At 70.7% G+C, this 22,099-nt stretch carries 18 protein-coding genes; 7 read left to right on the forward strand and 11 right to left on the reverse strand.

Annotation, left to right across the window (positions count from 1 at the left end; translation table 11 throughout):
* The 4 genes from VF697_RS39150 to VF697_RS39165 form a co-directional block, all read left to right on the forward strand.
* On the forward strand, positions 1-131 hold a 131-nt coding region (locus VF697_RS39150; protein ID WP_331103265.1), incomplete at its 5' end, for a DUF5953 family protein.
* 220 nt (positions 132-351) lie between these two features.
* Positions 352-969: a hypothetical protein gene (locus VF697_RS39155; protein ID WP_331103238.1), complete on the forward strand. Its 618-nt coding sequence runs from the start codon at positions 352-354 to the stop codon at positions 967-969.
* A gap of 24 nt (positions 970-993) precedes the next feature.
* Positions 994-1,380, forward strand: a complete 387-nt coding sequence (locus tag VF697_RS39160) for a hypothetical protein (RefSeq protein WP_331103240.1) — start codon at positions 994-996, stop codon at positions 1,378-1,380.
* Between the two features lie 114 nt (positions 1,381-1,494).
* Positions 1,495-2,904: a deoxyribodipyrimidine photo-lyase gene (locus tag VF697_RS39165; RefSeq protein ID WP_331103242.1), complete on the forward strand. Its 1,410-nt coding sequence runs from the start codon at positions 1,495-1,497 to the stop codon at positions 2,902-2,904.
* A gap of 1 nt (position 2,905) precedes the next feature.
* Here VF697_RS39165 and VF697_RS39170 read toward each other — a convergent pair whose 3' ends face one another.
* From VF697_RS39170 to VF697_RS39190, 5 genes are all read right to left on the reverse strand, one after another.
* Positions 2,906-4,393, reverse strand: coding sequence for an NAD(P)/FAD-dependent oxidoreductase (locus VF697_RS39170; RefSeq protein ID WP_331103244.1), 1,488 nt, complete (start codon positions 4,391-4,393; stop codon positions 2,906-2,908).
* Positions 4,394-4,469: 76 nt separating this feature from the next.
* Positions 4,470-5,360 (reverse strand): hypothetical protein, encoded by an 891-nt coding sequence (locus tag VF697_RS39175; protein ID WP_331103246.1) that lies wholly within the window; start codon positions 5,358-5,360, stop codon positions 4,470-4,472.
* The gene (locus tag VF697_RS39180) at positions 5,357-5,740 is read right to left on the reverse strand and encodes a DUSAM domain-containing protein (RefSeq protein ID WP_331103248.1); all 384 of its coding nucleotides are present in this window, start codon (positions 5,738-5,740) and stop codon (positions 5,357-5,359) included. Before VF697_RS39180 ends, VF697_RS39175 begins: the two co-directional genes overlap by 4 nt.
* A 143-nt stretch (positions 5,741-5,883) precedes the next feature.
* Positions 5,884-7,161 carry an SGNH/GDSL hydrolase family protein gene (locus tag VF697_RS39185; protein ID WP_331103250.1) on the reverse strand — a complete coding sequence of 426 codons (1,278 nt, stop codon included), beginning with the start codon at positions 7,159-7,161 and terminating at the stop codon, positions 5,884-5,886.
* Positions 7,162-7,344: 183 nt separating this feature from the next.
* Complete coding sequence (locus VF697_RS39190) at positions 7,345-7,905, reverse strand: hypothetical protein (RefSeq protein ID WP_331103252.1); 561 nt, start codon at positions 7,903-7,905, stop codon at positions 7,345-7,347.
* A gap of 305 nt (positions 7,906-8,210) precedes the next feature.
* Between VF697_RS39190 and VF697_RS39195 the strand changes: the two genes are divergently transcribed.
* Positions 8,211-9,398, forward strand: a complete 1,188-nt coding sequence (locus VF697_RS39195; protein ID WP_331103254.1) for a cytochrome P450 — start codon at positions 8,211-8,213, stop codon at positions 9,396-9,398.
* A gap of 9 nt (positions 9,399-9,407) precedes the next feature.
* Here VF697_RS39195 and VF697_RS39200 read toward each other — a convergent pair whose 3' ends face one another.
* The 4 genes from VF697_RS39200 to VF697_RS39215 all read right to left on the reverse strand — a co-directional run bounded on the left by VF697_RS39200 (position 9,408) and on the right by VF697_RS39215 (position 13,471).
* Positions 9,408-11,435, reverse strand: a complete 2,028-nt coding sequence (locus VF697_RS39200) for an MHYT domain-containing protein (RefSeq protein WP_331103256.1) — start codon at positions 11,433-11,435, stop codon at positions 9,408-9,410.
* Between the two features lie 153 nt (positions 11,436-11,588).
* Entirely contained in the window at positions 11,589-12,245 is a 657-nt protein-coding gene (locus tag VF697_RS39205; protein WP_331103257.1) for a DoxX family protein, read from the reverse strand.
* Between the two features lie 108 nt (positions 12,246-12,353).
* On the reverse strand, positions 12,354-12,911 hold the full coding sequence (locus VF697_RS39210; RefSeq protein ID WP_331103258.1) for an RNA polymerase sigma factor: 558 nt from the start codon (positions 12,909-12,911) through the stop codon (positions 12,354-12,356).
* A 101-nt stretch (positions 12,912-13,012) separates the two neighbouring features.
* On the reverse strand, positions 13,013-13,471 hold the full coding sequence (locus VF697_RS39215; protein WP_331103259.1) for a response regulator: 459 nt from the start codon (positions 13,469-13,471) through the stop codon (positions 13,013-13,015).
* 373 nt (positions 13,472-13,844) lie between these two features.
* On the opposite strand from VF697_RS39215, the gene VF697_RS39220 reads away from it, so the two are divergent.
* Positions 13,845-17,918 carry a protein kinase domain-containing protein gene (locus VF697_RS39220; protein WP_331103260.1) on the forward strand — a complete coding sequence of 1,358 codons (4,074 nt, stop codon included), beginning with the start codon at positions 13,845-13,847 and terminating at the stop codon, positions 17,916-17,918.
* A 33-nt stretch (positions 17,919-17,951) separates the two neighbouring features.
* Positions 17,952-18,476 carry a WbuC family cupin fold metalloprotein gene (locus tag VF697_RS39225; protein WP_331103261.1) on the forward strand — a complete coding sequence of 175 codons (525 nt, stop codon included), beginning with the start codon at positions 17,952-17,954 and terminating at the stop codon, positions 18,474-18,476.
* Positions 18,477-18,540: 64 nt separating this feature from the next.
* Here the strand turns inward: VF697_RS39225 and VF697_RS39230 are convergent, their stop codons facing one another.
* On the reverse strand, positions 18,541-19,242 hold the full coding sequence (locus tag VF697_RS39230; protein WP_331103263.1) for a hypothetical protein: 702 nt from the start codon (positions 19,240-19,242) through the stop codon (positions 18,541-18,543).
* A 57-nt stretch (positions 19,243-19,299) separates the two neighbouring features.
* Entirely contained in the window at positions 19,300-22,029 is a 2,730-nt protein-coding gene (locus tag VF697_RS39235) for a CHAT domain-containing protein (RefSeq protein WP_331103267.1), read from the reverse strand.
* Positions 22,030-22,099 lie beyond the last annotated feature (70 nt).

A 22,099-nucleotide genomic window follows, 5' to 3' on the forward strand; every position in this document is an offset into this window, starting at 1 on the left:
GTACCGCGACGGGCGGGTGGGTGGTTGGGCTCACGGACGCACCACTTGATCTCGACAATTCCGCCCACCTGGACGCGCTGCTGCGGGCCTACGAGCGCTTTCCGGTGATTGGCGGGCGCTCCACCCCTTGAGCAGACAAGGGTTGCGTCAGATGGCTCCCACCTCGGCAGCGCACTCCCCCTGGCGTCACGCGGACTGCTCCTGGAACTTCACGCCGAGTGGAGCGATTCGGCGGCGCACCGTGCTCTCATTTGCTCTGACGCCTTGCCCGGAACCAACTCGTGATTCCGGTCCCTTCCATGGTATGGATGGAAGAGCCCGCACCAGACTGTCGGGCGGCGAGGTGCAGGCTTGGAACTCCGGGAAGTAGGCCTGAAGGTCGTCGAGCCTGGGAAGGCCCCGCTGAGGGTCTGCGTGCTGTGGGTAGGGCTTTGCTTCATGGGGTGCGCCGCTTCAGAGGCGGGGACGCGTTCGACCCAGGCGGAGTCGCTCCAAGAGTTCACGAATCACTTCCTGGTCATTCAGGACACCCAGGACGGACATGTCACGCATACCTGGATTCCGAATGACGGGTCCGACTGGCGGATGCCTGCCGAGCTGGAAGGGAGCCAAGGCGAGCTCGACTCGCGTATTGTCCTCGCCTCACGGCGCCAGCGGGACTGCAATCAAGAGCACCATGAGTGCTATCGCAACTGCAAGAAGCGTAAGCCGCCCTATCCTTACGAATACAAGCAGCCCAGTCACTCCACGTATTGTCGCGAAACATGCCATGAGGAATACATGGAGTGTTTGAAGGCAACCGGTCAGCATCCAGTGGAGTTTTTGGAAACGAATGAAGCCATTGGCTGGTTGAAGGAGCACCGGAAGGAAGTTCTCGTGGGAGCCGTCATTGTCGTGGCGGGTGTCGCTTTCGTCGTCGTCTCAGCGGGGGCGGGACTCCTGGTCCTGGCCCCACTCGTCTTCACTTGAGGATGCATGAGCAGGGATGAGTCAGTGGCCCCCAAGGAGTTCAATCTGGAAAGGGTGCTCGAGGAACTCGAAGGGCTGGCGCATGAGGATGCGCGTACGCCTGAGCAGATCGCGGCCATCGAGTCAGCAGCCAAGGCGCTCCACTTCATTCGCAGGACGGGGAGGCTGGACGACTTTCGAGACTACCTTCGGGATTTCAATGCGGACGCGGAGCTGGCGACACGCGCCGAGCAGTCCTTCTCCAGCATGGCCGAGGCCATGGAGTGGTTGCATGCGCAGCAAGACCCGCCTTACGGCGCCACGGTGGAAGTGGCGGGCCTCCCACACCTGGTGTCGCGTCAGCGCTCGGACAAGTGGTTCCTCGTTCCCGCGCCCCCGCTTCCGCCGCCTGAGACCGAGGACGGGCCATAGGCAATGCCCCCTTCAAGAGCGACCCCCTCCGTGTAGAAGAGGAAAGGCGAGGAGGCTGCTCATGGCGGGCAGGGGTCATTCCGACACTGCCATGGACACTGCACAAGGGGCGCGATGAAGAGCAGGACCATCGAGGAGGGCCGCCTCCAGCGGCTCAACACCCATGAGTCTCGCGGCGGCGAGTACATCCTCTATTGGATGCAGCAGAGCCAGCGCGCCGACTTCAACCCCGCGCTGGAGTACGCCATCCAGCGAGCCAACGAGGCGAAGCTGCCGCTGCTCGTGGGCTTCGGGCTGATGGACGGCTACCCCGAGGCCAACGTCCGCCACTACCGCTTCCTGCTGGAGGGGCTCCAGGACACGCAACGGGCCCTGGCTCGGCGGGGGATTCCCCTCGTCGTCCAGCGGGGGAGCCCGGACGCGGTGGCCTTGAAGCTCGCGCGGCACGCGGCCCTCGTGGTGTGTGACCGGGGCTACCTGCGGCACCAGAAGCAGTGGCGAAGGACAGTGGCCGACAAGGCCTCCTGCCCGGTGATTCAAGTCGAGGGCGATGTGGTGGTGCCCGTGGCCGCCGCCTCGGGCAAGGCCGAGTTCGCCGCGCGCACCCTCCGCCCCAAAATCCACCGCCTCTGGAGCGCGTACCTCGTGGCGCTCGCGCCCACGCCGCTGAAGACGGACTCGCGGGGGCTCGGCGTGAAGGGGCTCGACCTGGAGAACCTCGACGCGGTGCTGGCGAAGCTGGAGCTGGACCGCTCGGTGCCTCCGGTGAGCCACCGCTTTCGGGGCGGCACGAGCGAGGCGAAGCGCCTGCTGCGCAAGTTCGTCACCGAGCACCTCCCCGAGTACCAGGAGAGCCGGCCTCACCCGGAGACGACGCACGTCTCGCACATGAGCAAGTACCTCCATTTCGGGCAGGTGAGCCCGGTGGAGGTGGCGCTCGTCGCGCGCGAGGCCAAGGCGGCGGACCCCCAGCGCGAGAGCTTCCTCGAGGAGCTCATCGTCCGGCGCGAGCTGGCGCAGAACTTCGCCGAGTACTCGCCGCACTACGACACCTTCGAGTGCGTGCCCGAGTGGGCGCGCAAGACGCTGGACAAGCACCGGAGCGACGAGCGGCACCACCAGTACACGAAGGAGCAGCTCGAGCGGGCGCGCACGCACGACCCGTACTGGAACGCCGCCATGCGCGAGATGCGCTACACGGGCTACATGCACAACGCCATGCGCATGTACTGGGGGAAGAAGATATTGGAGTGGAGCAGCACCCCCGAGCACGCGCACCGCACGACGCTGGCGCTCAACAACACGTACTTCCTGGATGGGCGCGACGCGAACTCGTACGCGAACATCGGCTGGCTCTTCGGCCTGCACGACCGACCCTGGGGCGAGCGGGAGATCTTCGGCACCGTGCGCTACATGTCCTCCGGCGGCCTGGAGCGGAAGGCGGACATGGAGGCCTATCTCGCGAAGGTGGACAAGCTCGTGGCCGAGGCGAAGGCGGCGGGGGTCCGCTTCGAGGGTGACTGAGTCACCCCCTCGCGATGCACGCGGCGGTGCGCACGCCGCCGAGCGCCGTGGCCAGCGTGCTCTGCCCGGGGAACACCGAGTCGCCCACCAGCCACAGCCCCTGCATGACCTCGCGCGGGCCCAGCGTGCGGTAGTGGTGCAGCCCGGCCCGGCGGGGCACTCCGCCCACCGCTCCCGCCTCGCGCCCGGTGAAGCGCTCGAAGGTGCGCGGGGACGCCGTCAGCTCGTGGTGCACGTTCTCCAACCACTCGGGCGCCAGTCGCGCGAGCCCCAGCCGCATCCGCTCCTGGATGGTGGCGATGTGGCGGGCCCGCTCCGCCTCGTTCTTCCCCGCCAGCGTTCGCAGCGCCACGTGGGTGGAGACGGTGAGCGTGCGGTGGCCCGGGGGCGCTCGGCCCGTGTCCGCCTCGCCGCTGAACGAGGCGAAGAGGTGGTTGCCCTCGATGAAGGGCGCCTGCTCGTCCAGCACCAGCTCCAGGTGGTGGGCGCTCGATGAGGCCCCCGCGGGCGCTCGCACCACGAGGTACAGCATCACCGCGCCCCAACCTTCTCCCACACGTCCGGCCAGCTCCCGCAGGGACGCGGGCTGGCGCTCGGGCGGAAGCTCCAGCATCCGCGCCAGTCCCTGGGGCAGCACGTTGGCCACCACGTGGCGCGCGAACAGCTCGCCCCGGCGTGCCGACACCCGCCAGCCTCCCGGCACGCGCTCGAGCGACTTCACCCGGTTGGCGAACAGCACCTCGCCTCCGCCCGAGGCCACGGCCCCCGCGAGCGCGCTCGCCAGCCGGCCGATGCCGCCGCGCACGTGCCCGGTGCCGCGCCAGTAGTAGTCCATGGCCGCCATCGCGAAGGGAGCCTCGGCCTCGGTGGCGCCGCACTGGACGGTAATCTGACAGAGCGCGTCCAGGTACGTGCGCAGGGGGGTGAAGCGCAGCAGTCCGAAGCGCTCCAGCACGGCGCCGAGCGGCCGTCCCATCCACCGCAGCAGGGGCGTGTAACTCAGGGCGCGTGAGGCGTGCCGCAGCAGCGCGCGCACGTCGAGCGGCGGCAGCAGCGTGGGGTCATCGAAGAGGGGCCACAGCGCCTGGGCCACCTGGTGCTGCAGCCGGAAGAAGTCGCGCAGGGCGTCGGCCGGGGCGCCGGGGAAGGCACGGAGTTGCTCGTGGAGACGCTCGCGGTCGCGGTACACGCCCAGGTGCATGCCCGGGGTGCGCAGCTCCACCAGCGGGTCCAACCAGTCCACCGTCACGTCGAGCCCGTACTCGCGCACCCAGCGGCCGAAGAGCTGCTCCGAGTCGAGCCCGGAGAAGAGGGTGGCGCCGGCCTCGAAGGAATAGCCGTGCCGGCGGAAGGTGCTCGCGCAGCCTCCCGGGTAGTTGAGGGTCTCGCAGAGCGCCACGCGGGCGCCCCGCCGGGTGAGCTCGAGCGCCGCGGCCAGTCCTCCAAAGCCCGAGCCCACCACCACCGCGTCATACCAGGTGTTCGTCATCGTCCCTCGCCGGGTGTCCGGCGCGGGAGGGAGATAACGGCCCGCGGGTTTTTCGGCGACACGTTCCGCTCCCGCTTCAGGGCGCGGGCGCCCACTCCGGCTGGCACTGCCCGGGGATGGCCGGGTGTTTCTGCTCGCAGCGGAAGCCCGCGGCACATGCGTTGGGGTCGCTGGGATCGCACGGAGGGGGCAGGCAGTAGCCCGCCACGAAACATCGGCTGCCCTCGGGACAGGTCGCGGGGCCTCCCATGACGCACTCCCGCACGCATTCCATCCAGGCCTTGCCGGGGGCCGTGAAGGCATCGCGCACCTTGCACACCTCGTTTTCCGGGCAGGGGGCGCTCTGGCAGTTCTTGCCGTACACCTCCACGCAGGCGGAGGCACCTTCCTTGAAGCGGATGCAATGCTGGCCAGCGGGGCAGCCCCGGGCCTCGCACGAGGGCAGGCAGAGTGGTTGGGGCACGACGTCGGCGCAGAAAAAGCCCTCCTGACAGTCCTTCGCCACGTTCTTCTGGCAGGGACGGCCGCACCAGCCCTCCCGGCCTCCGCAGAGCAACCCAGGTCCGCAGGCCTCGGCAACTCGAGTGGGGAACTTGTCGCACCGCTCGCCTTCCACGCGCGTGCCTTGGAGGACACAGACCCTCACCAGGGAGCCATCATCGGCCAGGTCCACGTCGCGGCAGACACGCCGGTCTCCGCAGTGTGAATCCGACAAGCACTCGCTGTCGGAGCAGGTGGAGATGAAGGCCTGGGGATTCCGCACACACCGCAAGGGAGGCTCGCAATCGGAGCTGTGCTTGCAGGGGCGGGTATAGGTCTCCAGGCCCCTGCGCTCCGCGGCATCGAGCATCGGGAGGACGTGCCGGCCTGTCGAAGGGGCAGGACGCAGCGGGCGGCTCAAGAGCATGGTCAGTGGCAGCAGGAGGAGAAGCGCGGCGCCCACTCCCAGGGCGAGCCGCCACTTCATCGCTTCAGCTCCTTCAACTTCTCCAGCTCGCCGGAGGCGATATCCCGGTAGAGGGGAACGACCTCCACGGCGAGCACTTCCTCCATCTGCCTGCACGCGCCTTCGAGGTCGCCCGCGTCACGGAGGCGGTACATCCTCAAGAGGGCGGGAGTGAGCCGTAGGGTGCCTTCGCTGATGCGGCGATCGATCTCCCGCAGCAGCCCGGTGGCACGCGGTACCTCACTCAGAGCCTGCTCCACCTCTTCCGCGCCGAGCGCGACCTGGCCACCGGTTCGGCGGAGAAGGTCACACACGTCCTCGGTCAGCACCAGTGGCTCGTTGTTGTCCAGGACGCGCCGTGCGAGATCACGCAAGGGCTGCCAATCATCCTTCTCGGACATGCCTTCACCGGTTCCCGCGGGGTGCGCATATCTGAGGGGCCACTTGCGCTGCCCCTGCCGGGCCCGTTCTCATGGCGTGACTCCAGCATGCGCGCTGGAAGACGGTCAACGCGCGAAGGCCACCGCCGAAAGTCAACAGCCTCTCAATGCTGTTCCCCCACTGGCGGCTGCACGCCCGCCTGGGGTTGCACGCCCTTCTCGCGCAGCACGCGCACCACCTCGGTGGCCATGACGCGCTGGCCCTCGGCACTCGGGTGGATGCCGTCCACCTCCAGCCCGTCGAGGAAGAGGTGCACGTTGCCCGGCTGGCGCGTCACCGCCTCGAAGTCGATGACGTCCGGGAAGGTGGCGCGGATCCACGCGTTCATCTCCAGCCGCTGGGCCTTCACCACCTCGTAGTTGCCGTGGTTGGACTTCTCCTTGGGCAGCAGCGTGCCCACCCACGGGCGGCAGAAGGGCCTGAGCCGCGAGATGAGCGTGTTCATCCGTGCCTGCAGCCCGCTCGTCGGCAGCGAGCTCAAGTCGTTGGTGCCCAGCAGCACGATGCAGTCGGTGACGCCCTGGAGCGAGAGCACCTCCGCGTCCAGGTTCATCAGCCCGTCATAGAAGCCCTGGCCGGAGACGCCCGCGTTGACGAGGGGCACGCCCAGCCGCGCCTCGGCGAGGGCGGGCCAGGCGCGGCGCACGTCGTCGTGGTCGCTGATGTAGCCCTCGGTGATGCTGTCCCCCAGGGCGACGAAGGCGCGCGAGGGCGGGCCCTCGACGTCCACGGTGGACAGGCCCACCGCACGCTCCCACGGCGTGCCGCCCATGTCCTTGACGCCCGCGTACGCACCCGAGCGCGTGTAGCTGCCGGGCATGGCCATGATGGCGCTGATGGCCAGCGCGCCCTGCACCTCGAAGGACACGAACAGCTCGTCGCGGAAGCCCACGGGGAAGGAGACGGGGTCGGACACCACGCGCACCCGCTTGCCCACGGAGAAGCCCGCCGCGCCGGAGAACGTCACCGCCACGGGCGTGGAGGCCAGCGAGCCATTGGGCCCCGCCCGGGCCACCGTGGCCTTGCGCAGCACGAGGTTGCCGTCTCCCGAGCGGAAGGCGAGCCGCACCCGCTGTCCCGCTCGGCCCACCGGCACGCGCAGGCGGAACGTCACGTTGTTGGCGGTGTAGGACCAGCGCAGCGCCTGGTGGAAGCCCGGCTGGAACATGAGCGGCAGCGGCCGGGGATCGCTCCGGGGCTCCACGCGGATGGGGGCCACCTCGAGCCCACCGGGCAGTGGCTCCTCCTGGGCGCTCATCGCGGGCGCATCTGGTGCTGGCTCGGGGAAATTTCCTTCCCACTCGTGGGCCTCGGGACCACAGCCGATCACGAGGAGTGTCCAGGCCCACACCAGAAGCTGCGTCCCTCGCCTGCCGCGCATCCATCCCCCTCCGTTTCCCCGAGAGGGTTTGCACCCCCCGGGCCAATGGGAAGGGGGGAGCGAGGGAGCGGCCTGGACGGCGGGACGGGTGGCGGGGGGCGGTGCCCGGACACACCACGGCCCCCGCTCGCGGAGTGCGCGCGGAGGCCGTGTGGAGATGCCGTGAAGGTGCTGTGTGGGTGACTACGGCAGGACGCGGGCGATCAGCTTCCACTTGCTGCTGGTCATCGCGGTGTTGTCCAGCCACGTGGACACACCGATGAGGCCGGCCATGGTGGCGAGGTTGAAGACGCCCAGCCAGTTGACGAGCTTGGTGGTGCTCTTCACGTCCTGCGGGGCGTCGTCCGCGGCCTTGCTGCCGGACTCCATGGCGATGCCGTCGCCCAGGGCGCGCTTGGCCAGGAAGCCTCCGCCGATGAGGTTGACGAGGCCGCTGACGAGCGTGGCGCCCATCAGGAAGTCCTTGGCGATGACGAGCTTGTGCGCCACCGGCGAGATGCTGCGCCCGTTGATCTTCGAGCGACCGAAGAACCAGGTGATGGCGGTGGCACCCACGCCCAGGGCGTTGATGATGTTGTAGCCGTTCCACGCCGCGTTGACGATCTTCGCCCGGTCCTGCTTGTCATTGATGAGCTTGGCCGACGGATTGAGGGCGACGCGCCCGAAGAGCGAACCGCCGAAGCCCGCGGCGAGACCGAGGTTGTGAAGCACGTAGGCGCTGGTCGTCAGAGTCGGTGTAGGCATGGAGCCCCTCCTTGCTGCGTTTGTGGTGCGGGGGTGAAGCTACGCACGCCGCGTGTCGGTGCTGGATCACCTCGCCCCCCTGCTCGGTGGGAGGGAAGGAGGGCCTGTAGCTCCTTCCTGGATTTTCGAGGTTGGACAGATCGCACGTTCGTTGCCATGCCATGACCTGCCCCCGAGTCGGTATCGAGGGACTCGCGTCGGAAAGCCGACAGCGCCTAAAAAGGTGGCGGCGGTGCTCCGCAGGGGCTGCCAGGCGACCGCTACCGTTTTCCCGCTGTCTCTCTTCAGCTCGACGAGGAGTCCCCATGTCTCCGCGCCTCAACCTGATGACCCCGGAGGTCCGCTCCAACCCGTACCCCTTCTACGCCGAGCTGCGCGAGCACGCGCCGGTGTGCCAGGTGGACCCGCTGGGGCTGTGGGCCGTCACCCGGTACGAGGATGCGCTCACGGTGTTGAAGGATCCGCGGCGCTTCTCCTCGTCCAACCGGGAGCGGGTGCTGCCGCCGTGGCTGAAGAACAACGAGCTCGGCCAGATGCTGATCACGCAGGATCCGCCGGAGCACACGGCCATGCGCAACCTCGTCAACCGCGCCTTCGGGGGCCCGGCGCTCACCCGGCTGCAGCCGCGCATCCGCGAGCTGGCCGAGACACTGGCGGACAAGGTGGCGCGCCAGCGGGAGGTGGAGTTCATCGCCGACTTCGCCCTGCCGCTGCCCGCGTCGGTGATTGGCGAGCTGCTGGGGATGGACCCCGCGCTGCACTCGCGCTTCAAGGAGTGGGCGGATGACCTGCTGAGCATCAACGCGGGGGGCCACTCGCCCGAGCGCATCGTCCGCGTCCAGAGGAGCTTCGACGACCTGACGCGCTACCTGCGCGAGGTCATCGAGGACCGGCGGCGCACGCCCCGCGACGACATCATGGGCGAGCTGGTGCGCGCGGAGGTGGACGGGCGGGTGCTGACGGACCGGGAGCTGCTGGGCTTCGGCGCGCTGCTGCTGGTGGCGGGGCTGGAGACGACGGTGCACCTCTTGTCCAACACGCTGCTGACGCTCTCCCGGCACCCGGAGGTGCTGGCGCGGGTGAGGGCGGACCTGGGGCTGGTGCCGAGGCTGCTCGAGGAGGTGCTGCGCTACGAGCCGCCGGTGCACGGCGTCATGCGCAGGACGACGGAGGAGGTGGAGCTGTCCGGGGTGAAGGTGCCCAAGGACGCGATGCTGTTCGTGCTGCTGGCCTCGGCGGGGAGGGACCCGAGGCAGTTTTCCGAGGCGGACCGGTTCTCCCTGGAGCGGGAGAAGCACGGGAACCTGCCCTTCGGGCACGGCATCCACTTCTGCCTGGGCGCGGCGCTGGCGAGGCTGGAGGCGAGGCTGGGCCTGGAGGCGCTCTTCACGCGGGTGGAGGACTTCACCCGGCTGACGGAGGGCGTGGAGTGGGGCCACGCGCTGACGGTGCGCGGGCCCGTCAAGCTGCCGCTGCGCTTCACCCCGGCCTGACGCCGGGGCTCAGTGCATGGGGTGCAGGGGCAGCTTCACCGTGAAGGTGGAGCCCACGCCCAGCTCGCTCTCCACGGAGATGGTGCCGCCGTGGGCCTCGACGATCTGCCGGGTGATGTAGAGGCCCAGCCCCAGCCCCCCATAGTTGCGGGAGGCCGCGCGCTCGAAGCGCTCGAAGATGCGCTGGAGGGCCTCGGGCGCGATGCCGATGCCCCGGTCCCTCACCACCAGCCAGGCCGCTCCCTCGCGCTCGCGCACCGTCACGTCCACCGGCTTGCCCTGCCCGTAGCGGACCGCGTTGGACAGCAGGTTGCCCACCACCTGCTCCAGCCGGGACGGATCCCACCACCCCGTCACCGCTCCCTCCACGTGCAGCGTGTGCTGGCCCGCGAGCCAGGTCGGCTCATCCGCGAGCCGCGCCACCACCTCGCGCACCACCTCACCCAGGTTCATCTGCTCGCGGTGCAGCTCCAGCCGACCCAGGCGGATGCGCGAGATGTCCAGCAGCTCATTCACCAGCCGCGCCAGCCGCCGTGTCTGGCGTTGCGCCACGTCCACCACCCGCGCCACCTGCTCGGTGGGCACGGTCTCCCCGCCCGCGCTGGCCACCGTGCGCTGCAACCGGTGCAGGTGGAGCTGCAGCGGCGTCAGGGGCGTCTTCAGCTCGTGCGAGGCGATGGAGAGGAACTCGTCGCGCACGCGGATGGCCTCCTGCGCCTCGTGGAAGAGGCGGGCGTTCTCCACCGCGCTGCCCGCGCGCCGCCCCAGCTCCTGCACCAGGGCGCGCTCGGTAAACCCCAGGGGGCGCTCGCGGGAGAAGACGGTGAGGACCCCCAGCACCCGCTCGCGGTGCACCAGTGGCACGAGGAGCACCGCGCGCGCGTGGGCGTCCCGCGGCAGGGTGAGGGCCTCGGGCGCCTGGGCCAGCCCCTCCAACTCGCCGCGTGACACGTGGGAGAGCAGCACGGGCTGCCCGGTGCGCACCGCCTGCTGCGCGAGGGACCCCGAGCCCATCTCTCGCGGGTAGAGGACGCCCCGGTAGCGCGCTTCCTGCTCCCGGTGCTCCGGGTAGCAGATGGCCACGCGGCGCAGGGCGGTGCCGTCCTCGGTGCTCAGGTCCACCACACACCCGTCCGCCACCGACGGGGCCACCAGCTCCGCCAGCGTCACCGCGATGGTGGGGATGTCCAGGCTGCGCCCCAGCAGGGCACTGGCGTCCGCGAGCAGCGTCAGGGTGGACTGGGCGCGCCGCTGCTCGAGGTCCACCAGCGAGCCGAGCAGGGTGAGCCCCAGTCCGACCAGCACGGCCGCGCCGATGGCGGTGGCCCCCAGGGCATCGAGCCGCATGCCGGAGGCGATGTACTCGGGGGGCACCTGGGCGGGAGTGAAGCGGGCCGCCGCCATCCCCGTGTAGTGCATTCCGGAGATGGCCAGGCCCATGAGCAGGGCACTGCCCAGCTTCGCCCAGGACCAGGCGCGCGGATCCCCCTGGAGCCGGAACGCCAACCCCAGCGCGGCCACCGAGGCCGCCAGGGCGATGAGCACCGAGAGCACGAACAGCCACGGGTCGTAGCGCACCGTGGCCTCCATGCGCATGGCCTCCATGCCCACGTAGTGCATGAGGTTGATGGCCAGCCCCATGAAGAGGCCACCGGCGAGCAGGCGCTCGGGCGTGACGAGGCTGCGGCTGACGACGAAGAGGGCCGCCCAGGCCCCGACGATGCCCGCGCCCATGGAGAGCGCGGTGAGCCCCCGGCCGTAGCTGACCTCCCCCGGCATGTTGAAGGCCAGCATTCCCACGAAGTGCATGGCCCAGATGCCCACCCCCATCATCACGGCGCCGCTGCCCAGCAGCACCCGCCGTGTGATGCCGGACGTCCCCGCCACCCGGCCGGCCAGGTCGAGCGCCGTATAGGAGGCCACCACGGCGAGGAGGATGGAGAGGAGGACGAGGCTGGGGCTGTAGCTCGCCTCCATGCGCTGGCCGGCGCATTGGAGGCAGCCGAACAGGGGTCCAAGGGGGGTCGAGGGACTCACGTGCACGGTGTCATCCCAGTTTGTACATCAACGACCCGTAACGCGCAGCCCTCGGGGAGCGCCAGGCGACTTATCAACAAAGACGAAGGCGCCCGGTCCCCTGGAGGCTCACCTTTCGTGAGACCAGGGCACCGGGCGCCTTGGGGCTCCTGTCTAGAGGACGTCCTCGGACTCGCGCACCAGCACGGGGCGCGGCGGGGCCTTCGGGGCCACCGCGGGCTTCCAGAGCAGGTACGCCATTCCCAGCAGCAGGCCGATCTCCAGCGGCAGCCTCCAGAACTGGTTCATCACGGGGAGCCCGTCGAGCACCACCGGGTTGCCCTGCACCTGGCGGAGGCCCACGGAAAGGGCCACCAGCATGTCGATGGCCAGCGGCAGCGCGCTCAGGCGCGTGATGAGCTTCGTCGCCGGCAGCCAGCCCCCGAGGATGAGACCCAGCCCGCAGAACACCTCCACCGCGATGACGAACCAGGCGTTGAAGAGCGGGAAGGGCACCCCGAGGCCCGCGAGCAGCTGGGCGAAGCCCTCCGCTCCCGTGTTCACGTGCAGGCCCGGCGCTCCCACGAGGATGGGCATCGTGGTGTCGAAGGCCTTCATCAACCCGAAGACGATGAAGAGGATGCCCGTCACTCCGCGCAGCTGCATCCGGCCGGGAGTCGTCTCGGGGACGTGCTCGGTGGACAGGACGTTCCTCGCGAGCGGGGCCACCACGGCCACGAGCCGGTTGCGGCGCGGCGCGACCTCGACGGGGCGGGGGGGGGGGTTCACGGAGGGGGGGACCTGGAGGATGTGACGCGTCTGGGAGTTCATGGGTGTTTGTCTTTCCATGTGTCATTCATTGTCAGGGACTGCCGTTGTCATGACGCACCGCGATTGACTTCTTGTGCGGGCTTCATTTTTCATGTCTGGGATTGTCGCTCACGCCGCGAGCTCCTCCTCGCCCGTGACGGCGAGGGGCCGCAGCTGGGCCTTCAGCTCGCGCCGGGCCTGGTGCAGCCAGAAGCCCACGGTGCCCGGAGTGGTGCCGAGTCGCTCGGCGATGGCCTTGTAGCGCAGCCCCGCGGTGTGCAGCTCGAAGGCGGTGCGCAGCGGGGGCCGCAGTCGGGTGATGGCGCGCCGCAGCTCCTCCTCGGAGACGCGCTCCCAGGGGCGCCACGCGCGCGGCTCGCGCACGAGGACGGGGGCGCGCATCCACTCGAGGTGGGGACGCTCATGGCTCTCGGTGCGCTGGCGGCGGAACTGGTCGAGGAAGCGCCGCTGGAGCGTGGTGCACAACCACGCGCGGCGGGTGCCGTCGCTCCAGTCGCGCAACTGCTCGAAATGCACCAGCGCGCGCTCCAGGGTGTCCTGCACGAGGTCCTCGGGGTCCGCGCTCCCGTTACGGCAGAGCTTGCGCGCGAGTCCATGCAACAGCGGCTCGTGTGTGCCGATGAGGGACTGGAACTCCTGGTCAACTCCATCGAAAATGCGTGCCATCAGGGCCTCCTGCTGTGATGGAGAGACCCAGAAGGCGAAAAGAACTCGGGCCGGGAAACAGCTCGTCTCCCGGCCCGCTTACCATGCAGTGTGTCGTGGCTTCAGTGCAGCATGCCGCACGCGTGCTCCTGCTCCCAGGCGGTCTCCCTCGACGCGCGCGAGAGCTCCCGCAGGTAGTCGCTCCTGTCGGGCGGCCCCTGGGGGACTGCCCCGGAGTCGACGAGCGTCCGATGGACGACCTCTTCAAACTCGTGCAGCTCCGAGCACTTCGACAGAAAGGCCCGGACGCCCGGGGCATGCGGGTCGGAGGAGGAGCTGTGCATGATGATGGGGACGTCGCGCAGCGCTTCGTCCTGCACCAGCCGCTGACACAGCTCGAAGCCGCTCATCCGCGGCATCTGCCAGTCCGTCACCACGAGGTCCGGCCGCCGCTCGTGGGCGATCTCCAACGCCTCGCGCCCATCATGTGCACGCAGCACGCGATGGTCCATCAGCTCGAGAACTTCCGCGTAGAGGTCGAGAAGCTCGGGTTCATCATCAACAAGAAGAATGGTGCTCATAGGGGCCTCACCTGGGGGGTTGTCATGAAGGAAAGAGCGAGGACCGGGAAGGGCTTCTCCAGGAGAGAGCTCTGACTTCCCGCCCCCCTCGAACCGGTGGAGTCCACAACTCACTGGTGTGATGTAGGAGATGTGGTGTTGGTTGCGGCGGATCGCCACACCTTCAGGAGGGGGGCCCGCTCGCCTTGTCGGTGCACGCGGGAGGGTCCAGGCCCGTGGGTCGCCCCTCCCCGGAGTCGCATGCGAAATAAGACGGGAACCCCTCCCTTGCGGGAGGTCTCGTTGCTAGCCCTCGTCGTGACTCCTAGCTTTCCCCTAGGGGAGTGGTGGGTTGCCCGTCGTGGGCCCGCCTCCGGGGACTGGGAGAAGCGCCATGGGACGCACCGGCGATCATGACGGCCAGGGGCCGGAGGACCCCCATCAGGAAGAGGACGAGGCGAAGTTCGACGAGGAGGAGCTCGGGGACAGGCTCGACCTCGCGGAGTCCGACTTCGGGGACTCCTTCCTGGTGGAAGTCGCCCGATCCAATACCCGTCTGCCGTTCCGCCGCCTGCTCCCCGGGGAGAGGCTCGGGGGCTCGGACGGCCGCCGGTTCAAGATCATCAAGTCCCTCGGCGAGGGCGCCATGGGCCAGGTGTTCCGCGCCCACGACGACGAGCTGCAGCGGGTGGTGGCCCTCAAGTTCCTCTTCCCGCGCGAGGAGCTCGCCGGCATGGGGCTGCGGGAGGCCCGGGCCATTGCCCAGCTCGACCACGAGCACATCGTCCGCATCTTCGACGTGTCCGAGTGGAGCGGGGGGCCGGGCGAGCCCTCCGTCCCCGTGCTCGTCATGGAGTGCCTGGAGGGGGAGTCGCTCGCGGACGTGGTGCGGCGGGAGAAGACGCTCGGGCTGCGGCACTCGCTGGAGATCATGCGCGGGGTGGCCGGAGGACTGGCGCACGCGCACGAGCACCACATCGTCCACCGTGACCTCAAGCCCAGCAACGTCTTCATCGGCAAGCAGGGCACGGTGAAGCTGCTCGACTTCGGGCTGGCGTGGTTGTCTCCCGAGGACGGCGCGGCCGTGCCGCACCTGCCCACCGCCGGCACGCCGCCCTACATGGCCCCGGAGCAGTGGCGCGGGGGAAAGGTGGACGAGCGCACGGACCTCTGGGCCGCGGGCATCATGCTGTATGAGCTGCTCACCGGGGAGCTGCCCTTCCCGGGCGCCCTGGTGGACGAGCTGCGCGAGCGGGTGCTGTCGCCAGCGCCCATGCCCTCGCCGCGCGAGCGCCACCCGGAGATTCCCTGGGAGCTGGAGTCGCTGCTGGCCGTGCTGCTGGCGAAGGACCCCGACAAGCGCCTGCTGTCGGCCGCGGAGCTGCGCGAGGAGCTGCGCGAGCTGGAGGAGCACCTGCGGCCCGGTCGCGAGGCCCCGCGCTCGGTGTCGCCCCAGCGCCGGCAGGTGACGCTGCTGTCCTGCCGGCTGGCGGGGCTCAACGCCCTGGCGGAGGAGGTGGATCCGGAGGACTTCAGCGAGCTGGAGGCGGCCTTCCACCGTGCCCTGTCGGAGGTCATCCAGAAGCATGGGGGCTTCATCGCCATGTGCATGGGGGACGAGGGGCTGGCGTGCTTCGGCTACCCGGTGGCGAAGGAGGGGGACGCCGACTGCGCGGTGCGCTCGGGCCTGGACCTGTCCAAGGCCATCCACGCGGCCCTCCAGGAGCGGATGCCGCCGGGTGTCCACCCGACGCTGACGGTGCGGGTGGGCCTCTTCACGGACATGGTGGTGCTGGACGACATCCTCCCGGAGCTGCGGGGGCGCACCACCACCATCCAGGGCGAGGCCCCACGCATCGCCACCTGGCTGGCGCGGCAGGCCGGGCCGGACGAGGTGCTGATCGGCCCCAACACGCACCACCTGGTGCAGCGCAACTTCGACACCGAGCCCCTGGGGGCGCGCGGCTTCGAGGAGGGGCGGCGCACCGTGGAGGTGTTCCGCGTGCTGCGCTCGCGTGAGCCGCTGTCCCGCATCGACTGGGCCCTCACCCAGGGCGAGGCGCTCAGCACGCTGGTGGGCCGTGAGCCCGAGGTGGAGGCGCTGCTCGGCCACTGGCGCGCGGCCCGCGAGGGGCATGGGGGCTTCGTGCTCCTCCAGGGCGAGGCCGGCATCGGCAAGTCCCGGCTCATCCAGGAGCTGCGCGAGCGCGTGCTGTCGCAGCAGCCCCTGCACCTGACCATGCAGTGCTGGAGCCAGTTCAGCGCCAGCGCCCTGCACCCCGTCATCGAGGTGCTGCGGCGGCTGTGGGTGAGCGCGGAGCGCTCGCCCGAGGAGAACGTGGGCGCGTTGGAGGAGCAGCTCGACAAGCGGGGCCTGACGCCGGTGCAGGTGCGGCTGCTGGCCTCCCTGGTGTCGCTGCCGGTGCCCCCGGACTCCCCGCACCTGCGGCTCTCCGCCCAGCGGCAGAAGGAGGAGACGCTGGGGGGGCTGGCCACCCTGCTGACGCACTCGGCCGGAGAGCGCCCCATGCTGCTGGTGATGGAGGACCTGCACTGGGCGGACCCCTCCACGCTGGAGCTGTTGAGCTTCCTGCTCGCGCGCGTGGAGCACTCGCGCATCCTCCTCGTGTTGAGCGCCCGTCCCGAGTTCCGCCCGCCCTGGACGCAGCGCCCCGGCTTCCATGCCCTCGCGCTGGAGCGCCTGCCGGCGGCCTGCACCGAGCGGCTGGTGAAGGAGATGACGCGGGGCCAGGAGCTGCCGGAGGACGCGGTGCGGCAGCTCGTGGCACGGACGGATGGCATCCCCCTCTTCGTGGAGGAGATGACGCGCGTGCTGCTGGAGGGCGGGGCCGCGGCGTCCATCCCCGTCACCCTGCAGGAGCTGCTGCTGGCCCGGCTGGACTCGCTGCCGCGTCGGCAGAAGCAGCTCGCGCAGCTGTGCGCGGTGGTGGGGCGCAGCTTCTCCCATGCGCTGCTCTCCATTCTCACCCGGCTCGGCGACGCCGCGCTGCGCCGGGATGTGACGGGGCTGGCGGCGGCGGGGTTGCTGCAGGTCCAGGAGGATGGGGCCGAGCGCTGCTACCAGTTCCGCCACGCCCTCATCCAGGAGGCCGCCTACCAGTCGCTGCCCCGCAGCACGCGGCGGCAGAACCACCGGCGGATCGCCCAGGCCCTGATGGAGCACTTCCCCGACGTGGCGGCGATGCGGCCCGAGCTGTTGGCCCACCACCATACGGAGGCCGGGGACGTGAAGCAGGCCATCCACTATTGGAAGCAGGCCGGCATGCTCGCGGGGCTGCGCTCGGCCAACGAAGAGGCCGTGAGCCACCTCAACCAGGCGCTGAAGCTGCTGCGCACCCTCCCGGAAGCCTCGACGCTCACCAAGGACGAGCTGCAGCTGCTCATCGCCCTGGGCGTGCCGCTCATGCATGTGCAGGGCTTCGGCTCGCCCGACGTGGAGCGCACGTTCTCCCGGGTGCAGCTGCTCTTCCGCGAGGTGGGCGAGGAGCTGCCCCGGCTGGAGCTGAGCTACTGGGGCACCTTCGCCTACTACTTCGCCCGCGGGAAGCTGCGGGACGCGCAGGAGGTCGCCGAGCTGCTGGTGGACCTCGGCCAGAGCCAGCACAACCGGGAGCTGCTCGCGGTGGGGCACCGGATGATGGCCGCGGACTACTTCGCCTGGGGGCGGATGAGCACCGCCCTGCGGCACCTCGAGCTGGGGCTGGCGTGCTCGGACTGGGACCTGGAGCAGCACCGGCGCATCTCCCTGCGGCAGTGGGTCAACCCGCGGGTGGCCCTGTTGGCCCACGGGTCGGCGATCCTCTCGGTGGCCGGGCAGGAGGAGCGCGCCGAGCGCTTCACCCGCGAGGCGCTGGAGCTGGCCGGCCGCATCGGCCACCCGTTCACGACGTGCTTCGCGCTGACATACTGTGCCATCGGCAGCCAGCTGCGCCGGGACGCGCGGACGACGCTGGGGCTGACCGAGCAGTGCATCCCGCTCGCCACCGAGCACCGCTTCCTGCTGTGGATTGTCTGGCCCTCCATCACGCGGGCCTGGGCCGTGGCCGAGCTGGGGCGCCCGCAGGAGGGGCTGGTGCTGATGCGCAAGGTGCTGGAGCAGTGGGAGCAGCGCACCGGCAGCACCGCGGGCAAGCCCTTCCATCTGTCCATGCTGGCCGACATCCACCTGCGGCTGGGACAGGTGCAGGAGGGGCTCGGCGTGGTGGAAGAGGCGCTGACGTGGCCGGCGAAGACGGAGGAGTACCACTCCCTTCCCGAGTTGCACCGCATCCGTGGCGAGCTGCTGCGGCGGGCGGGGCGGGAGCAGGAGGCCCGCGAGGAGTTCCTCGAGGCCATCCACTACGCCCACGAGCACGAGATGCTCGGCTACGAGCGGCGCGTCCAGGCGGCCCTGCGCCGCCAGCTCCAGGAGGTGGGTCCGTCGGGTGCGGCCCCGCTGCACCCGTGACCTCCCCGCCGTCCTGTGCTCCGCTGGAGGGCCATGAGCCCTCCTTTCCCGCGTGCCCTGGTTGCTCCCGAGGGTGACCTCGTCGTCCTCTCGCGTCCGCTCGTCGAGCGCGTCACCGAGGCCTCCCGGTCGAGCCCCCGCCAGCGCATCATCCTGCCCTTCCACAAGAGCGAGGCCGACCCGCTGCACCGGATGCTCAACGTCATCCAGCCGGGCAGCTACGTGCGGCCGCACCGGCACCTGGAGCCGCCCAAGTCGGAGGCCTGGGTGGTGCTCCGGGGCGCGCTCGCCTTCTTCACCTTCGAAGAGGAAGGCCGCGTGCGCGACTGTCTCTGGCTGGAGGCGGGCGGCGAGCACTTCGGGGTGGACCTCGCCCCGGGCATCTTCCACGGGCTCGTCGCCCTCGCGCCGGACACGGTCCTCTTCGAGGTGAAGAACGGGCCGTACGCGCCGAGCAACGACAAGGCCTTCGCCCCCTGGGCGCCCGAGGAGGGTTCCCCGGAGGCCGCGGGCTACCTGGAGCGGCTGCGCGGGGAGTACCGGCGGCGCTACCCGTAGCAACAGCCGGGCCCCGGGCGAGTACCTCACCCGGGGCCCGGTTCATCCGAGGTCGACGTTCAGCCTATTTCACGGCCGGCGCCATCTCGTTGAACTCGACGTCGCGGGTCTTCAGGGCGGCTTCCATGGCCTTCGCCGTGCGGATGGCGACGTCCGGGAAGACCCGGATGAGCCAACCCGGGTCCACTCCTCCATTCGTACCGCCCAGGCCCGTCCCTCCGCCCGTCTGTCCGCCGGGGCAGATTTCACACGGGGTCGTTTGGGGCTCCCCCTCCTCGGTGCCACCGTCCGGCAGAAGGCTGGCCGTCGCCGTCCCCGTCCCCTTCATGCTCGGGGAGCTCACCCCGGGGAGCATGGGGTTCTCCAGCTGCATCGTCCGCGTGTAGACGGCCATGGGCAGACCGCTCCGATACGCCGCGTCGAAGAACCGCTGGACCTGCTCTCGGGTCGCCTTGATGCGGAAGGGCAGGGTGTTGGCGCGGACATCGACGCCGAGGGCCTCGACGTGCAGGGTCTGCGGACAGTAGGCGACGATGAGGTGGGTGACGCCCTCCGTCGGTATCCGCTCCAGGGTGGACATGAGCGTCGCGGTGGGCAGGGGGGGCGGTGGAGGCGCCGGGCGCGTCGCGCACGTCTGCGTTCCCGTGCACGTGCCCGGTTCCGTTCCGGGCGTCCCGCCCGTCCCAGGCGTCCCGCCGCCACGGGTCACCACGCACGCGGCCGTCACGCACGCCACCAGCACGCACCACATCAGGTTCCTCGACATCGTGATTCCTTCCATTGCAGGACTGCGAGGGACAGCGACGAGAGAGCCACGGCGCGCTCAGTCGAAGACGAGCACCGAGCGCACCCAGCTCGAGGGATTGTCTTGCAGCCACCGCACCCGGACGTCGCGCAGGGCGTTGGCGGCGGGCTGCCCGGAGCGGATGCGCTCGCGGACGGCGTCGAAGAAGGCACCGGCCTCCGTGTCGGGGATGTCCACGGTGGCCGCCAGCACCGTGCGGGCTCCCGCCTGGATGAAGGCCCCGGGCAGGCTGAAGGGCTCGTGGAGCGTGGGCGCGGTGTGGGCCGCGCGGCAGGCCGCGAGGATGACCAGCGGGGCTCCCTCCAGGCGCCGCTCGCCGACCTCGTTCGCCGTCAGCGCGTAGCGGCCCCCCGGCTCCGGCGAGAGCACCAGGAACGAGGCGTCCGACACGGCCAGGTTGATGACGCCGTGCACGTGGGCCTCGATCTCCGTCGCCCGCGCCATCTCCTCCAGCACCCGGCCCGGCGTGGCCTGGGCGCCGGACAGCAGGAGGCTCCCCGCGGGCGCCTTCCCCCACGTCCCGAGCTGTGGGAGCTGGAACTGGGGCGGCGCCTGCACGTCGGCGATGACGAGGTGGCGCGTGGGGAGCGCGGGCGCGCGGCTCCGCTCGGGCTTCGGCGTGAAGAAGCTCCAGGCGACGTCCGGCGGCAGCAGCCCCGCGCGGCCATGAAGCGGCGGGCGGGCCACCACCGCCACGCGCTCGCACCCCCGGAGCGCCGCGACGACGTCCTCGGGCACCAGCCCCTGGGCCTCGCGGCCGAGCGGGCTCGTCCGGCTCGCGTCGTAGCGCCCCAGCAGCCCTCCCTCCGGCCCCCGGGCGAGCACCAGGGTGCGCTCGTCATCCACCGTGACGCCGAGCACGCACCGCGAGGGCAGTGCTCCGCCCAATTCCTCTCCGAACAGCGCCAGCGCCGCCTCGTGCTCGCCCGCGCGGCCCGCCGCGAGCAGCAGCGCGGTGTAGGCGTAGGCCTTTGCCTTGCGCGCGTCCGCGTTCCACTTCGGCAGCCGGGCCGCCTCGGAGATGACCCGCCGCAGCAGGGCCTCGCCCGCGGCGCGGTCCCTCTCCAGGGTGAAGCGCGCTTCATGTTGCGAGACGACCAGGAGCGCTCCGGGCTCCATGGCGCCCGGGCGGCGCAGGGCCTCCATGGTCTCGGCGAGCCATGCGGCGTCACCGGGCGCGGGACGCTGGCGGGCGAGGTCGGCGAGTACCTGGATGCCCACGGACGCCAGGAGGCCTGGGCACTTGCGCACCAGGTCCAGCTCCCGGCGGGCCTCGGAGAACGCCAGCTCCCCGTGGAAGATGGCCGCGTTGTTCGCATGGACGAACTGCTGGACCTGGCAGTCCTCGGGCACGCGCGCGAGCGCCTCATTGAGATACGCCCGCGCCAGGGATGGCTGGTCGCGGAACCGGGCGAGCTGGCCCAGCTCCAGGAGGAACCAGGGCTCGGGCCCCGCGGCGTTCTCCGCCTGGAGCTGGCGGCGTGCCTCCAGGGCATGGTGGAAGCCCTCCGCGGGCCGGTGCATCTCCCGGTACAGGTGGGCGAGCTGCTTCTCCAGCAGGGCGCACCGGTAGTACATCGGCTGTGCCGCGCACCGCTCCAGCGCCGCGAGGAGGACTCGCTCCGCCTCCTGCAGCGCGCCCTTGTCGATGGCGCTCCGGGCGCGCTCGTCGTCCTCGAGCAGGAGGAACCAGGGGTCCTTCGTGCGCGCGACGAGCTCGCGGTATTCCTCCAGGTTCTCGAGGACGGCCCGGGTGAGCACCAGCGTGCCCATGAGGATGTCCTGCTCGCCCGCGCGCCGCAGCCGCGCGAGGTACGCGGGCAGCCCGCCCGGAATGGGTTGCTTGCGGAAGACGTGGACGTACAGCGCCGCCAGGGGGGCGCGCTGGCGGAAGTCGCGGGCCTCGGCCCACCGCAGGGCATCGCGCATCCCCGTGCCGCCGAAGTGCGTGTCGAGCGTCTCCGCCATGGGCCACAGCGCCTCGAGCCGCTCGGCCGTCGGCGCCGCGCGGATGGCGTCGTAGAGGCACAACCGGAGAAACCCTGGCCACTGGCGCACGTACTCCAGCGGCAGCGAGCCGGTTCCCACCACGAAGGGGTCGCACTCGTCCCGCAGCCGCTGCCAGCGCTCCTGGGCGGTGCGGAGCTGCGTGCGCAGGGCCTGTGCGCGGGCACGGGCCTCATCCGCCCAGCCCGGCTCGCCGAGCGCGGCCACGGCCTCGAAGGACTCCGCCTCCAGGGCCGGGAGATCCAACGCCCGCATCACCAGCGCGCGGTTCCACAGGGCCCGTGCATGGCGCGGGTGCTGGCGCAGCACGCGCTCCAGCAGGGCGAGGGCCTCGGTGGGCTGGCCCCGGCCCAGGGCGAGCACGGCCCGGTCGCTGTCGACGTCCGGAGAGGCGCCGGCCCGCTCCAGCCACGCCGCCGCCCGCTCCGAGGCGCCGCGCAGGAGGTACGCCGCGGCGATGCCATGCGCGTCCCCGGCCTCCTCGAGTCGCGCCAGCTCCTGGAGGGGCGCGGGGGGCGGCGGGGCCGGGCGCTCGGAGCGGAGCGTCTCGTAGGGCCGGTAGCCGTCCGCCGCCGCGTAGCTCACCCGGGCCTCGATGCGGCGCGTGGGCGAGCCGGCGAGCCACAGCGCTCCGGTCCGGGCCTCGCCGCGCGGCGAGGGCAGCCCGAGCACCAGGGCCAGGGCCACCATGCCCGCGAGGAGTCCCCCCACTCCCAGCGACCACCGCATCCATCGATTCACGTTCAAACCGAGCCTCCCCCACTCGTCCCTGGCGGTGCTTCCAGAGCCGGCGGACCGGCCCTCCCACCGG

The organism is Archangium sp., assembly GCF_036388035.1.
Classification (GTDB): Bacteria; Myxococcota; Myxococcia; order Myxococcales; family Myxococcaceae; genus Archangium.